Below are 13,391 nucleotides of genomic sequence, written 5' to 3'. Positions count from 1 at the left end.
GGTTGCGGTGTGGCGGTTCCGGGGCAACCCGACCCACTCCGGGCGGTCAGGCTTGATTCCTGCGTGGGTCGGGCTGCTCCGGAACCCCTGACCGGGTCGCCCTGCTCGCGGCCGCTGGCGATGGCGGGTCAGGGTTGTCGGGCTGCCGCCGGAGCCCTGACCGTCTGTGAGGCGCCAACTTCGCGGACGTTGCGCGGGTCCTGCGGCGGAGGGCCGGCTACTTCAGGGGGTCGTGGCCCCAGTTCATCAGGGACCAGCGCCACTTGGTGTCGCGGACGTTGCCGGACGGGCGCTGCGCCATGTGCCGGCGTACGTAGCCGACGACCTTGCGCATGTGTTTGTAGTCGCCCTCGGACAGGTCACCGCGTTTGCGGCGGAGCAGGTTGATGATCTTCCGGCCGGATTCGTGCCCGACGGACTCGCCACCACCTGCGCGACCGCCCTTGTGCCAGCCGACCTGCTTCGACTCGTCGGTCTCCAGCCACGTGGACAGCTCGCCGGGCTTCATGTTCACCGCCTCGGTGAACTCCCGGTAGGTGTCCCGGCCATCGTCACTTCTGCTCATGGCGCAGCGCCTCGGGGCGGTGGGCCACGTCGCGGCCCGTGCCGTCGCTGCGGACCCGGTACTGCGGGTCGTCGGGGGCCGCGTTCACGGCCCGCCCGCGGATCCGCGTCCGCTCGGTGATCGTCCCCTGTACCACGCCGTACGCGCGGCTGCCGTGGGCCGACCAGGAGACATGGTCGCCCTTGTGGAATCTCTGTTCGGCCATGGTCCTCGGCTACCCGACGTGGCCGGGGCGAAACGACTACGGGGTGATCTCGGCGACCGCCAGCGTGATGGCGAACGGCTCGGTCAGCGTGATCACGTCGGGCCCGTCGGCGACCAGCTCGTACTGCCGCTCACCGCCCGGCCCCACCCGGTCGCCGATCCGGTACGCGTACACGTGCACCGGGTCCTGCTCGATCCGCCAGTAGAACGGGATGCCGGCGGCGGCGTACTCACCCGGTTTCGCGAACCGGTCGACCCGTCGCGTGCCGGGCGAGACGATCTCCACGGCGAGTACGACATCGTCGGGCCGTAGCGAGGAGCGCTCGGAGGGCACGTCGGCGCGGCACAGCAGGACATCCGGACGCCGGCTGGTGTTGTGGCTGAGCTCGACCGCGACGGCCCGGGTGGCGCGGATGTCCGCCGGTGCGTGGCGTCGCAGCCACATCCAGAGCAGGCCGGAGATGTCCTGGTGGCCCAGGGTCGGGAGGGGCGGGATCTGGAGGGCTCCGTCGACGAGTTCGACGCGCCGGGAGTCGTCGTCCGGCAGGTGCTGCAGGTCGGTGACCTGATAGTCGGCGCGCTGTTGTCGTGCCGGGTCCGGCCGCCAGCGGCCGCGAGGTGTCGGGTTCGGCCATGCGCTCACCAGCGGACCGTAACGCCGGTGACGCGCGGGGCCGTCGCACTCCGCGTGCGGCGCTCAGCCGGTGGGCTTCTCGGTGACGAAGATGGCGGTGCCGGGGAAGAGCCGTCCCCGCAGCGGGCTCCACTGCCCCCAGATCCCCTCGTGTCCCTCCGGCCACTCCGGCTCCACCAGGTCCAACAGTCGGAACCCGGCACCGACCAGCTCGCGGATCCGGTCGCCGAGGGTGCGGTGCTGCTCGACGTAGGTGGCCACGCCTGCCTCGTCCTGCTCCACGTAGGGGGAGCGGTCGAAGTACGAGTGCACGGCCGTCAGGCCGCCCTCGCCGGGGTCGTCCAGGAAGATCCACCGCATCGGGTGGGTCACCGAGAACACCCACCTGCCGCCCGGGCGCAGCACCCGGTGCACCTCGGCGAGCAGCGCCGCCGAGTCGTCCACGAACGGGATCGCGCCGAACGCCGTGCAGGCGACGTCGAACGACAGGTCGGCGAACGGCAGGGCGAGCGCGTCGGCCTGCACCAGCGGTACGCGTACCCCGGTGCGGTCGGCGGCGTCGGCGGCGTGCCGCAACATGCCGGCGGACAGGTCGAAGGCGACCGGCCGGGCGCCCTGGGTGGCGAGCCAGCGGGCGGCGGCCGCGGCGCCGGCGCCCACCTCCAGCACCCGCCGCCCCGACACGTCGCCGAGCAGCCGGGCGTCGGCCTCGCGCAGGCCCTCGGGGCACCACACGAAGTCCACGTCGCCGAGGAACGCGCCGTGTTCGGCCTGGTAGTCGTCGGCGTCGGTGTCCCACCAGCCGCGGTTGGCGCGCCGGGCCTCGGCGTCACCGACCCGGCGCCGGGTAACCCGGCTGTCGTCATCCACGCGCTCACGCTAGGCCCCACCCACCCCATTGGGTACGGCGGCGCGTCCACGATCTGGCGTGGCGGTGGCCCGCGGCGGGACGAGACGCGTGGGTCTGCTGTGACGCAGGAGACAGGAGGGGTCGTTTCCGGGCGATTGTTCGGCTTTCGCAGGTCATCGCACGGAGAGAAGCCGGGAGGGCTTGCACGCTGTGGTAATGCGCACGGTAGGCTAGACGATGCGCTCGCGGATCGCGTTGCCTCGGCAGGGAGCAGGTGCGCGGTCGTCGGAGCCACATCATGATCTCACTAGGCGATCGTTCGGTGTGCCCGGCGACGGATCCGCTGGCGCGAACAGGTCACTGCGACACCAGCCTGCTGTGACAACCCACCGACCGGAGCAACCGCCCACATGACGAGCAGCATCGAGGCCCCCTCGAGCGCCACCCGGGTCACCCACGACGATCTCGGTTCCGAGGAGGCATTCCTCGCCGCGATCGACGAGACCATCAAGTACTTCAACGACGGCGACATTGTCGAAGGCACCGTCGTCAAGGTCGATCGGGACGAGGTCCTGCTCGACATCGGCTACAAGACCGAGGGTGTCATCCCCTCTCGGGAGTTGTCGATCAAGCACGACGTGGACCCCGCCGAGGTTGTGACGGTTGGCGACCACATCGAGGCCCTGGTCCTCCAGAAGGAGGACAAGGAGGGTCGTCTGATCCTCTCCAAGAAGCGGGCGCAGTACGAGCGGGCCTGGGGCACGATCGAGAAGATCAAGGACGAGGACGGCGTCGTCCGCGGTTCGGTCATCGAGGTGGTCAAGGGCGGCCTCATCCTCGACATCGGGCTGCGCGGCTTCCTGCCCGCGTCCCTGGTCGAGATGCGTCGTGTGCGCGACCTGCAGCCGTACGTCGGGCGGGAGCTCGAGGCCAAGATCATCGAGCTGGACAAGAACCGCAACAACGTGGTTCTGTCCCGCCGGGCCTGGCTGGAGCAGACGCAGTCCGAGGTGCGCACCGAGTTCCTCAACAAGCTGCAGAAGGGCCAGGTCCGCAAGGGCGTCGTGTCCTCGATCGTCAACTTCGGCGCCTTCGTGGACCTGGGCGGCGTCGACGGCCTGGTGCACGTCTCCGAGCTGTCCTGGAAGCACATCGACCACCCGTCCGAGGTCGTCGAGGTGGGCCAGGAGGTCGAGGTCGAGGTCCTGGACGTCGACCTGGACCGCGAGCGCGTCTCGCTGTCGCTGAAGGCGACGCAGGAGGACCCGTGGCGGCAGTTCGCCCGCACCCACGCGATCCAGCAGATCGTGCCGGGTAAGGTCACCAAGCTGGTGCCGTTCGGTGCGTTCGTCCGCGTGGACGACGGCATCGAGGGCCTGGTCCACATCTCCGAGCTGGCCGAGCGCCACGTGGAGATCCCGGAGCAGGTCGTCCAGGTCGGCTCCGAGGTCATGGTCAAGGTCATCGACATCGACCTTGAGCGTCGCCGGATCTCGCTGTCGCTCAAGCAGGCCAACGAGGGCTTCGTCGAGGGCGAGGAGCACTTCGACCCGACCCTCTACGGCATGGCCGCGACGTACGACACCGAGGGCAACTACATCTACCCCGAGGGCTTCGACCCGGAGACGGGTGAGTGGCTCGAGGGGTACGACAAGCAGCGCGAGACCTGGGAAAACCAGTACGCCGAGGCTCGTCTGCGCTGGGAGGCCCACACCAAGCAGGTGCAGACCTCTCGGGCCGCCGACGCCGAGGCTGCCGCCAACCCGACTCCGGCCGTCCCGGCCGCTGCCGGCGGCGGCGGCGGTGGGGGCACCACCTCCTCGTCCAGCCCGGCCCCGAGCCGGCAGGCCGAGGAGCCGGCCGGCACCCTGGCCACCGACGAGGCGCTCGCCGCACTGCGGGAGAAGCTCGCCGGCGGTAAGTGACACGCTGAACGACGACAGGCCCCGTCCCCACGATCTCCGGATCGCTGGGGGCGGGGCCTTCGCCGTACCCGCGGTACGACGAGCTGCGGGCGCGGCTTCTCGGGCGGCGGGTGGGCCGTGCCTAGGGCGGATAGTGGCGCGTGCGCCCGGTGGCGGGCGCTGACCGTCAAGATCGCGCTCGATCCATGATGTAGGGGCCTCCCGGACGCCGCACACCACTACATCCTGGTTCGAGCACGATCTTGGCGCGGGGCGCGGGGCGCGGGGCGCGGGGCGCGGGGCGCGGGGCGCGGGGCGCGGGGCGCGGGGGCGGTCGAGGCCCGAGGCCCGGGTGGGGTGGGGTGGGAGGTCGCCGGGCCGTGGGTGGGTTTGGCGGCGGGCTTGTGGATCCGGTTGACTGTTCGGGTGCTGAGGGTGGGGTTGACCGGCGGGATCGGGTCGGGCAAGAGCGCGGTGGCCGCGCGGCTCGTCGAGCGGGGCGCGGTGCTCATCGACGCCGACCGGGTGGCCCGGGAGGTGGTGGCGCCGGGTACGGACGGGCTGGCCGAGATCGTTGCCGCCTTCTCCGACGCGGTGGTGGACGCCGACGGCGCACTGGACCGTGCCGCTCTGGGAGCTGTGGTGTTCGCCGACGAGACGGCCCGCCGTCGGCTGGAGGCGATCACCCATCCCCGGGTCCGGGCCCGCACCGCGGAGCTGGCCGCCGCGGCGGCTCCCGACGCGATAGTCGTCAACGACGTGCCGCTGCTGGTCGAGGTGGGTCTCGCGCCGACGTACCACCTGGTGGTCGTGGTGCAGACGGCCGTGCCGACCCGACTGGAACGGCTGGCGCGCGACCGGGGGATGGGTCGCGCGGAGGCCGAGCGGAGGATCGCCGCCCAGGCCGACGACGCCCGCCGTCGGGCGGTGGCGGACGTGGTGCTGACCAACGACGGGAGTCTGGCGGCGCTGCACGACGCCGTCGACGCGCTCTGGAAGCAGCGGTTGGTGCCCTACGAGGACAACCTGCGTCAGCGGCGGGTGGTCCCGCCGGATGCGGCCGAGTTGGCTGGGGCCGACGCGAGCTGGCCGGAGCAGTACGCGCGGCTGGCCGCCCGGATCCAGCACGCGCTGGGCTCGGACGCCCTGCGGATCGACCACATCGGTTCGACGGCGGTGCCCGGCCTCGCCGCCCAGAACGTCATCGACGTGCAGGTGGCGGTGTCCAGTCTCGCCGACGCCGACGGGCCGTTGGCCGATCGGCTGGCGAGCGCCGGGTTTCCGCGGGTGCCGGGGCAGTGGTGGGATGACCCGCGCCCGGCCGGCAGTGGCCGGTGGAAGAAGCGGCTGCACGGCAGTGCCGACCCGGCCCGCCCGGTTCGTCTGCACGTGCGGGTGGCGGACTCGCCGGGTTGGCGGTATGCGCTGCTGATGCGCGACCACCTGCGTGCCGACCCGGACCAGCGGGCCGCGTACCTGCTGCTCAAGCGCGACCTGGTCGACGCGGCGCCGGAGGCCGGCGATTCCGGCACGGCCCGGAACCCGTGGTTCGACGAGGAGTACCTGCGGGCCGAGCAGTGGGCCGCGCAGACCGGCTGGCGCCCCTGAGGGCACCGGTCAGCGGGCACCGGGCCGAGGGGTCGGGGACCGCGGGGCCGAGGGTCGAGGGGCGGCGGGTCGAGGGCTGGCGGGTCGAGGGTTGGCGGCCAGTCGGGGCACGACGGCGGGCTGGAGGTCCAGGTGCGCCCACGCTCCGGCGTCGGTCCGCAGCTCGAGTCGGCGCAGCGTCCCGTCCCGGTCGATCCAGTAGCGCAGCCGCGCGTTCGCCGGACCCGACTCGATGACGTCCACGGTCCGTCCGGCGGTGATGTCCTCGCGTACCCGCACGGCCGCGCCGCGGTGCCCGAGCGAACCGGCGGTCACCGCGGCGTCGACGAGCATGCTCAGGTCGTCCCCGGCAGCTCGGGAGGCCCGCCAGGCCCCGGTCGGGGGCGGCAGCGGTGGCCGCGCCGGGGCCTCCGCGGTGCCGCCGCCGGCACGCACCGCGGGCAGGTCCACCCGGGCCACCCCGGCGGCGTCGCGTCGCAGCAGGGTCCGGCGATCCGGTACGCCGAGGTCGGCGACCGCGAGGTAAGCGGTGCGCGCCGTCCAGCTCAGCCAGCCGGCACCCCGCAGGTTGGTGTCCGTGCCCGTCGGCGCGGTCAGCGTCACAGTGGCACCACCCTGGGCGCGGAGCCGGGCCGGCAGCCGGTCCAGCCGACGCTGCTCGGCGTCGGTCAGCGCGCGGGGCAGGCCGGGCCGGCCGCCGAGTGCGTCCACCGGCCGTAGCGTCGGCCGGTCCACCCGGTTGAAGATCACCGTGACCGGGCCGGCGCTGGGCAGCCGGGTCACCAGTTTGTGCAGCCGGGCGTCCTGGTCGAGCCAGTACCGGGTCTGTCCGTCCGGGGGTGGCGTCGCGGTGCCGGAGGTGCCGGTCGTCGAGCTGGCGGCGGGCGGCGCGCCGGTGGGCAGTGGTGCCTGGATGACGTCCAGCGGGCCGGCCGGCAGGGTCTCCCGGGCGATCCAACGCGCCCCGCCGGACGGCGTCGTCGGGGTCACGTCCGGGCGGTCGGCGGCGAGATCGAGGAGCAGGTCGAGCACCGGCGCCAGGTGCGCCCCGGGCGCCAGCCGGTGTAGCCGCCACCGGTCCGCCGGGGGTATCAGTGGTGGTGCGGCCGGGGTGGGCACCGCCGCCGGATCGGGCCGGATCACCAGCACCGGACCGCTCCTCTGCAACAGCCCGCGTTCGGCGCCCGCGCCCGGCCCACCCACGTCGAGGTAGAGCAGTGACCGGGACCAGTCCACCCAGCCCACCAGTTCGATGCGGGCGGCGCCGGTGCCGGCCGTGACGCGTACGCCGGCGCGCAGGTCCCGCAGGTTGGTGACCCGCACGGCGGCCAGCCGCTCGCCCTCGGTGACGGTCAGCGGCCGCGCCGGCTCGGGCGGGTCGGGGGCCCAGCTCAACAGCCCGAGCACCAGCGCTGTCGCGGACGTCACCGCCGTCAGACCGAGCAACAGCAGCACCGTACGCCGACGACGGCTGGCCGAGGTCGGTCCGGTGGTGTCGGCGGTGTCCGGGGCGCTGTCGGTGGTCGTGTCGTCCGGCCGGAGGGTGGCGGTGCGGGCGGTGTCGGGCGACGGGGTCGGAGAGGTGTCCACGGAGATGAAACGGGCGGGGAGGCACTGGGGTGACGAGCAGGGGCGCTCGCGGCGGCCGGTCTGCGCCTCGAGCGCGACCACACGGGTGCGCACGCCGGACGAGCCGGGTGCTGCGACCGCAGTGCCGGGGGTGACCGGCCGTGATGTTGGCCTGGCCACCGGCCCGGTCGGCCGCCGCGAGCGGCCTACATGAAGAGGGTAGTCCCGGTGACATGGGCCACACAATGGGAATATTGAAGCCGATCACGTACCTGGCGTGACGGCCGTTCCTGTCGGACCTCCGGCGTACCGTTGATGGCATGGCGCTCGACATTCCCCGGCTGGACAGCCGCTTCCAGGTCGTCAGTGATTTTCAGCCGGCCGGCGACCAACCGGCCGCCATCGACGACCTTGAGCGCCGGGTTCGGCGCGGCGACCGCAACACCGTGCTGCTCGGCGCGACCGGCACGGGCAAGAGCGCCACCACGGCGTGGTTGATCGAGCGGCTGCAACGCCCCACCCTGGTGCTCGCCCCGAACAAGACGCTCTGTGCGCAGCTGGCCAAGGAGTTCAGCGAGCTGCTGCCGCACAACGCTGTCGAATACTTCGTGTCGTACTACGACTACTACCAGCCCGAGGCCTACATCCCGCAGACCGACACCTACATCGAGAAGGACTCCTCGATCAACGAGGAGGTGGAGCGGCTGCGGCACTCGGCGACGATGTCGCTGCTCACTCGCCGCGACGTGATCGTGGTGGCGACCGTCTCGGCGATCTACGGTCTCGGCACCCCGGAGGAGTACCTCAACCGGGCGGTCCGGGTCGAGATCGGGCAGGAGCTCGACCGCGACCAGTTGCTGCGCCGGCTCGTCGACATCCAGTACACCCGCAACGACATGGCCTTCCAGCGGGGCACCTTCCGGGTCCGTGGCGACACGCTGGAGATCATCCCGGCGTACGAGGAGCTGGCGATCCGGATCGAGCTGTTCGGTGACGAGGTGGAGAAGCTCTACTACCTCAACCCGTTGACAGGTGACGTGGTCCGCGAGGTCGACCAGCTGGTGATCTTCCCGGCCACGCACTACGCGGCCGGTCCGGAGCGGATGGAACGGGCGATCCGGGACATCGAGGTGGAGCTGGCCGAGCGCCTCGCCGAGCTGGAGCGGCAGGGCAAGCTGCTGGAGGCGCAGCGGCTGCGGATGCGCACCACCTACGACATCGAGATGATGCGGCAGGTGGGCTTCTGCTCCGGCATCGAGAACTACTCGATGCACATGGACGGGCGGCTGCCCGGCAGCCCGCCACACGCCCTGCTCGACTACTTCCCGGACGACTTCCTCACTGTGGTCGACGAGTCGCACGTGACGATCCCGCAGATCGGCGGCATGTACGAGGGCGACGCGTCGCGCAAGCGGATGCTCATCGACCACGGCTTCCGGCTGCCCAGCGCGGCCGACAACCGGCCGCTGCGCTTCGACGAGTTCCTGGAGCGGGTCGGCCAGATGGTCTACCTCTCGGCGACCCCCGGCACCTGGGAGATGGAGCAGGCCCAGGGCGAGTTCGTCGAGCAGGTGATCCGACCCACCGGTCTGGTTGACCCGGAGGTCGTGATCAAGCCGACCAAGGGCCAGATCGACGACCTGATGCACGAGATCAAGCTGCGGACCGACCGGGACGAGCGGGTGCTGGTCACCACGCTGACCAAGAAGATGGCCGAGGACCTGTCCGACTACCTCCTGGAGAACGGCATCCGGGTGCGCTATCTGCACTCGGAGGTCGACACGTTGCGCCGGGTGGAGCTGCTGCGCGAGCTGCGCAAGGGTGACTACGACGTGCTCGTCGGCATCAACCTGCTGCGCGAAGGTCTGGACCTGCCCGAGGTGTCGCTGGTGGCGATCCTCGACGCCGACAAGGAGGGCTTCCTGCGCAGCGGCCGGTCGCTGATCCAGACCATCGGGCGGGCCGCCCGTAACGTCTCCGGTCAGGTGCACATGTACGCCGACAAGATCACCCCGTCGATGGCGGCGGCGATCGACGAGACCGATCGGCGTCGGGCCAAGCAGATCGCGCACAACGAGGCGCACGGCATCAGCCCGGAGCCGCTGCGCAAGAAGATCCACGACATCCTGGACGACATCTACCGCGAGGCGGAGGACACCGAGAACTCCCGGGTCGGGGGCGCGGTGCGTCAGCTCTCCCGCGGCAAGGCGCCGGTCAAGGAGACCCGCAGCCGGAGCCGGTCCGCCGCCGCGACCACCTCGCGGGAGGGGATGGCCCGCGCCGACCTCGCCCAGCTCATTCAGGAGCTCAACGACCAGATGTTGGCCGCCGCCCGGGAGCTGCAGTTCGAGCTGGCCGCCCGGATCCGCGACGAGGTCTCCGACCTGAAGAAGGAGCTGCGCGGCATGGACGCCGCCGGCGTGAAGTGACAGGCCACCACCACCCGGCTGGCCGCGACGAGCGCTCCGCCTGAGCGCGGCCGGCCGGGCCGGGTGAGGTTGACGGCGGTGGCGCCGGCCTGCGGAAACGGCAGGTCCGGGCCGGCCCGGGCGGTCGACGGCACCGAATGCCCCGATTGCGGTGAGCGAGCGAGCTATTGCACTGGGTGATCGTCCTGCGTAGTCTCCCTCGGTGGGGAGGCCGGGATGCCGCTGCCAACAAGTCCTGTCATTCGACGTGCACGTCTCGGCGCAGAGCTGCGCCAGCTCCGTCGGCGTGAGTCGCTGACCCTGGAGCAGGTCTGCGACCGGCTGGGTTGGGCCTCGACGTCAAAGCTGTCCCGCATCGAGCTGGGTCAGAGTCGTCCGGACCTCGCCGATGTGCTCGATCTGCTGGACGTCTACAAGGTGCCGACGCCCGCCCGGGAGGCGCTGATCGTCATCGCCCGGGACGCGGCGACCAGTCGGGGCTGGTGGAAGACGCTCGGCGAGATGAGCGAACGGCAGCGCACCTACGCCGAGTTGGAGGCGGGCGCCGCCGACATCGTCGAGTACCAGCCGTCGGTGGTGCCGGGGCTACTCCAGACGCCCGCGTACGCCCGGGTGCTGGTCGCGGCCGGCGTTCAGCTCACGCCGGAGGTCGATGTGGAGGCCGAGGTGCGCGCCCGGGCACTGCGGCAGGAGGTGCTGCGGCGGGCCTATCCGCCGCGCTACACGGCGGTGCTCGCCGAGGCCGTCTGCGACCCGGGTGACCTGCCGGTGGCGGTCTGGCGTGAACAACTGCGGCATCTGGTCGCCGTGACCGGGCTGTCCCACGTCACGGTGCGGTTGCTGCCCCGTGGGGCGGCCGGTGGCGGGCTGCATCCGCTCACACCGTATTCCTGCTATGCCTTTCCCGACCCGGCGGACCCGCGGACGGTGATGCTCGAGGCGTTGACCACCGACGTCCGGTTGGCCACAGTGCTCGACGTCGACCGCTACGAGCGGATGACCGAGGCGCTGCTGGCCGCGGCGCTGTCACCGGAGGAGACGGTCACCGTGCTGGCCCGCCGCGTCGGCGAGTAACGGTTGAGGGTGCCGACGGTGACGCGCCGCGCGGCCACCGGGCCCGGCGCCCCCGAGCCCGTCGGGGCCGGCGACCGGCGCGTGCGCACGGCACGATAACCGCGGGGTACGACAGCTCGGCTCAGGCCGGTACGTCGAGGAAGTGCTCGACCACTGGCGGCCCGGCGAAGTGCGGCCCGATCAGGGCCCGCCACTGCTCGAACCGTTCGGTGGCCCGGAAGTTGTCCTCGTGCGCCTCGACCGAGTCCCATTCGACGAGCAGCACGAAGCGGGTCGGTGACTCGATCCCTCGGGTCATCCGCACGGACCGGCAGCCGGTCGCCCCGGCGAGCACCGGGTGGCCCTCGGCGTACGCGGCGGCGAACGCGTCCTCGTGTCCGGGTAGTACATCGATCAGCGCGACCTCAAGCACCATGTCGGACAGCCTCCCATGGCGGTCGGGGCAGTCGGCGTCGCGGGGTCTGTTCCCGCGTCGGCGACGCCCTTAGGGTCTCCTCGTGATCATTGACTGGCTCACCGGCACCGCGTTTCGGGTGGCCGGTACGGGCACCACCTGGGCGGAGCTGCTGGGGTTCGCGACAGGTGTGCTCAACGTGTGGCTGGTGGCCCGGCAGAAGATCGCCAACTGGCCGATCGGCATCGCCAACGTGCTGCTGCTCATGCTGCTGTTCTGGACCGCCGGGCTGTACGCCGACGCGGGGCTCCAGGTCGTCTACGTCGCGCTCGGCTGCTACGGCTGGTGGCACTGGCTGTTCGGTGGCGAGCGGCGCAGCCGGCTCACGGTGAGCCGGACGGGGCGTCGGGAGTGGCTGGCGCTGGCCGCCGCCGGGGTGCTGCTCACCGGCGCGCTCTGGGTGCTGCTGGACCGGGCCACCGACTCGACAGTGCCGCTGCCGGACGCGTTGACCACGGCGCTGTCCCTGCTGGCCACGTACGGGCAGACCCGCAAGCGGGTGGAGAGTTGGTGGCTCTGGATCGCCGCCGATCTGATCTACATCCCCCTGTACGCGTACAAGGGGCTGCACCTGACCGCCGTCCTCTACCTGGTCTTCCTCGCCCTGTGCGTACTCGGGTTGCGCGCCTGGCGGGCCGACCTGCGGCGGGCCGACCGGCCGAGCGCGGTCCCGCCCGGCCCGGCCCCGGTCACCGCGTGAGCGCCGAGGTGCCCGGTCGGGTACCGGCACCACGTGTGCCGGCGCGCTCGGCCACCGCGGAGTTCGGGCACGGGATGGTGGTGGGCAAGTTCTATCCACCGCACGCCGGCCACCACGCGCTGATCGGTGCCGCCGCCGCCCGCTGCGCCGCTGTGACAGTCGTCGTGGCACCCTCGCGTCGGGAGTCCATCCCGCTCCCGCTGCGCCTCGACTGGCTGCGGGAGGCGCATGCGGACACGCCGTGGGTCCGCTTCGTCGGCAGGTACGACGACCACCCGGTGGACTACGCCGATCCGGCCGTCTGGGACGCGCACTGCGCGGTGTTCCGCGAGGCGGTCGGGTCGGGGCCGGTGGACGCGGTCTTCTCCTCCGAGGCGTACGGCGCCGAGTTGGCGCGCCGCTTCGACGCCGTACCCGTGTCGGTGGATCCGGGTCGGCGGACCGTGCCGGTGTCCGGGACGGCCGTGCGCGCGGACCCGGCGGCGCACTGGCGGTGGCTGAGCCCGCCGGTGCGGGCGTGGTTCGTCAGGCGGGTGGTGGTGGTCGGGGCCGAGTCGACGGGCACCACGACGATGGCGGCGGCGCTCGCGGCGCACTACGGCACGTCCTGGGTGCCGGAGTACGGCCGGGAGTTGACAGCTCGCAAGCTGGCCCGGTTGCGCGCACGAACGCCGGAGGCGACAGTGTTCGACGTCACCTGGGACCGGGACGACTTCCGTGCCGTGGTCCGTGAGCAGCAGGCCGCCGAGGACGCGGCGGCCCGGACGAGCGGGCCGCTGCTGGTCTGCGACACCGACGCGCGGGCGACGGCGGTGTGGGAGGAGCGCTACCTGGGCAGCGCGTCGGAGGAGGTGCGGGCGGCGGCCCGCCGGCCGGCGCTGTATCTGCTGACGGATCACCGGGGGGTGCCGTTCACCGATGACGGGCTGCGTGACGGTGCGCACCTGCGGGCCTGGATGACCGAGCGGTTCCGGGCCGAGCTGGCGGGGTGCGGGGTGCCGGTGGTGGAGCTGACCGGGTCGCACGCCGAGCGGTTGGCCCGGGCGGTGCGGGCCTGCGACGACCTGCTCGCCGCCGGCTGGTCGCTCGCCGACCCGATCGCCGCACCCGATCTGCACTAGCCTCCTAGGAAACCTTAGGCGGTGTGACCCGTCAACCGGGTGGCCAGCGCCACCGGGTGCCCGGGGTGTGATCACGGGGCGTGGTGGGCAACAATGGTCACCGAGGAGGGGAGTATTCCCCCGCAACGGAGTCGTCAGCACGGTCGATCGCCGGAACCACGGCGGCCCGACCCGGCTCCGTAGGTCGCCGCCCCTTTTTCGGGGCGACGGCGGAAGAGACCTCCGACAGTCACCAGAGTGAGCGACAGCGGTACACCGGCCCTCGCGGGGGCGTACGGT

11 protein-coding genes and 1 pseudogene are annotated in these 13,391 nt (G+C 72.1%); 6 read left to right on the top strand and 6 right to left on the bottom strand.

What is annotated here, in order from left to right; all coding sequences use genetic code 11:
- Nucleotides 1-220: 220 nt before the first annotated feature.
- The 4 genes and pseudogenes from ACQP0U_RS23195 to ACQP0U_RS23180 all read right to left on the bottom strand — a co-directional run.
- A pseudogene (locus tag ACQP0U_RS23195) lies at nt 221-565 on the bottom strand (DUF3140 domain-containing protein); the annotation flags it as partial.
- A complete protein-coding gene (locus tag ACQP0U_RS23190; RefSeq protein ID WP_396782541.1) occupies nt 552-770 on the bottom strand; it encodes a DUF2945 domain-containing protein in 219 nt (72 codons plus the stop codon). The gene ACQP0U_RS23190 and the pseudogene ACQP0U_RS23195, both read right to left, overlap by 14 nt.
- Before the next feature lie 36 nt (nt 771-806).
- The gene (locus ACQP0U_RS23185) at nt 807-1,412 is read right to left on the bottom strand and encodes a Uma2 family endonuclease (protein ID WP_433310663.1); all 606 of its coding nucleotides are present in this window, start codon (nt 1,410-1,412) and stop codon (nt 807-809) included.
- A gap of 54 nt (nt 1,413-1,466) precedes the next feature.
- Nucleotides 1,467-2,273 (bottom strand): class I SAM-dependent methyltransferase, encoded by an 807-nt coding sequence (locus ACQP0U_RS23180; protein ID WP_433310660.1) that lies wholly within the window; start codon nt 2,271-2,273, stop codon nt 1,467-1,469.
- Nucleotides 2,274-2,663: 390 nt separating this feature from the next.
- Between ACQP0U_RS23180 and rpsA the strand changes: the two genes are divergently transcribed.
- Together rpsA and coaE are read left to right on the top strand one after the other, a co-directional pair.
- The gene (gene rpsA / locus ACQP0U_RS23175; protein ID WP_433310658.1) at nt 2,664-4,178 is read left to right on the top strand and encodes a 30S ribosomal protein S1; all 1,515 of its coding nucleotides are present in this window, start codon (nt 2,664-2,666) and stop codon (nt 4,176-4,178) included.
- 405 nt (nt 4,179-4,583) lie between these two features.
- Nucleotides 4,584-5,765 carry a dephospho-CoA kinase gene (gene coaE / locus ACQP0U_RS23170; RefSeq protein WP_433310655.1) on the top strand — a complete coding sequence of 394 codons (1,182 nt, stop codon included), beginning with the start codon at nt 4,584-4,586 and terminating at the stop codon, nt 5,763-5,765.
- 9 nt (nt 5,766-5,774) lie between these two features.
- Here the strand turns inward: coaE and ACQP0U_RS23165 are convergent, their stop codons facing one another.
- Nucleotides 5,775-7,448, bottom strand: coding sequence for a hypothetical protein (locus ACQP0U_RS23165; protein WP_433310653.1), 1,674 nt, complete (start codon nt 7,446-7,448; stop codon nt 5,775-5,777).
- A 206-nt stretch (nt 7,449-7,654) separates the two neighbouring features.
- Here ACQP0U_RS23165 and uvrB point away from each other — a divergent pair, with 206 nt between their 5' ends.
- Together uvrB and ACQP0U_RS23155 are read left to right on the top strand one after the other, a co-directional pair.
- Entirely contained in the window at nt 7,655-9,763 is a 2,109-nt protein-coding gene (gene uvrB, locus ACQP0U_RS23160) for an excinuclease ABC subunit UvrB (RefSeq protein ID WP_433310652.1), read from the top strand.
- A 216-nt stretch (nt 9,764-9,979) separates the two neighbouring features.
- Nucleotides 9,980-10,837: a helix-turn-helix domain-containing protein gene (locus tag ACQP0U_RS23155; protein ID WP_433310649.1), complete on the top strand. Its 858-nt coding sequence runs from the start codon at nt 9,980-9,982 to the stop codon at nt 10,835-10,837.
- Between the two features lie 121 nt (nt 10,838-10,958).
- Here the strand turns inward: ACQP0U_RS23155 and ACQP0U_RS23150 are convergent, their stop codons facing one another.
- Complete coding sequence (locus tag ACQP0U_RS23150; protein ID WP_145779825.1) at nt 10,959-11,252, bottom strand: antibiotic biosynthesis monooxygenase family protein; 294 nt, start codon at nt 11,250-11,252, stop codon at nt 10,959-10,961.
- An 82-nt stretch (nt 11,253-11,334) separates the two neighbouring features.
- On the opposite strand from ACQP0U_RS23150, the gene pnuC reads away from it, so the two are divergent.
- Together pnuC and ACQP0U_RS23140 are read left to right on the top strand one after the other, a co-directional pair.
- On the top strand, nt 11,335-11,991 hold the full coding sequence (pnuC, locus tag ACQP0U_RS23145; RefSeq protein ID WP_433310645.1) for a nicotinamide riboside transporter PnuC: 657 nt from the start codon (nt 11,335-11,337) through the stop codon (nt 11,989-11,991).
- Nucleotides 11,988-13,112: an AAA family ATPase gene (locus ACQP0U_RS23140; protein ID WP_433310643.1), complete on the top strand. Its 1,125-nt coding sequence runs from the start codon at nt 11,988-11,990 to the stop codon at nt 13,110-13,112. The genes pnuC and ACQP0U_RS23140 overlap by 4 nt, the downstream gene beginning before the upstream one ends.
- Nucleotides 13,113-13,391: the final 279 nt, after the last annotated feature.

Origin of the sequence: Micromonospora sp. CA-269861 (genome assembly GCF_050948505.1) — a bacterium.
Classification (GTDB): domain Bacteria; phylum Actinomycetota; class Actinomycetes; order Mycobacteriales; family Micromonosporaceae; genus Micromonospora.
The sequence above is the reverse complement of the archived record's forward strand: the minus strand, read 5'-3'. Positions and strand labels throughout refer to the sequence as shown.

What these genes read in the sequence shown, in the direction of transcription:
- ACQP0U_RS23190 (WP_396782541.1), bottom strand. Translation starts at nt 770, where the DNA reads ATGGCCGAACAGAGATTCCACAAGGGCGACCATGTCTCCTGGTCGGCC.
- rpsA (WP_433310658.1), top strand. Translation starts at nt 2,664, where the DNA reads ATGACGAGCAGCATCGAGGCCCCCTCGAGCGCCACCCGGGTCACCCAC.
- uvrB (WP_433310652.1), top strand. Translation starts at nt 7,655, where the DNA reads ATGGCGCTCGACATTCCCCGGCTGGACAGCCGCTTCCAGGTCGTCAGT.
- ACQP0U_RS23155 (WP_433310649.1), top strand. Translation starts at nt 9,980, where the DNA reads ATGCCGCTGCCAACAAGTCCTGTCATTCGACGTGCACGTCTCGGCGCA.
- ACQP0U_RS23150 (WP_145779825.1), bottom strand. Translation starts at nt 11,252, where the DNA reads ATGGTGCTTGAGGTCGCGCTGATCGATGTACTACCCGGACACGAGGAC.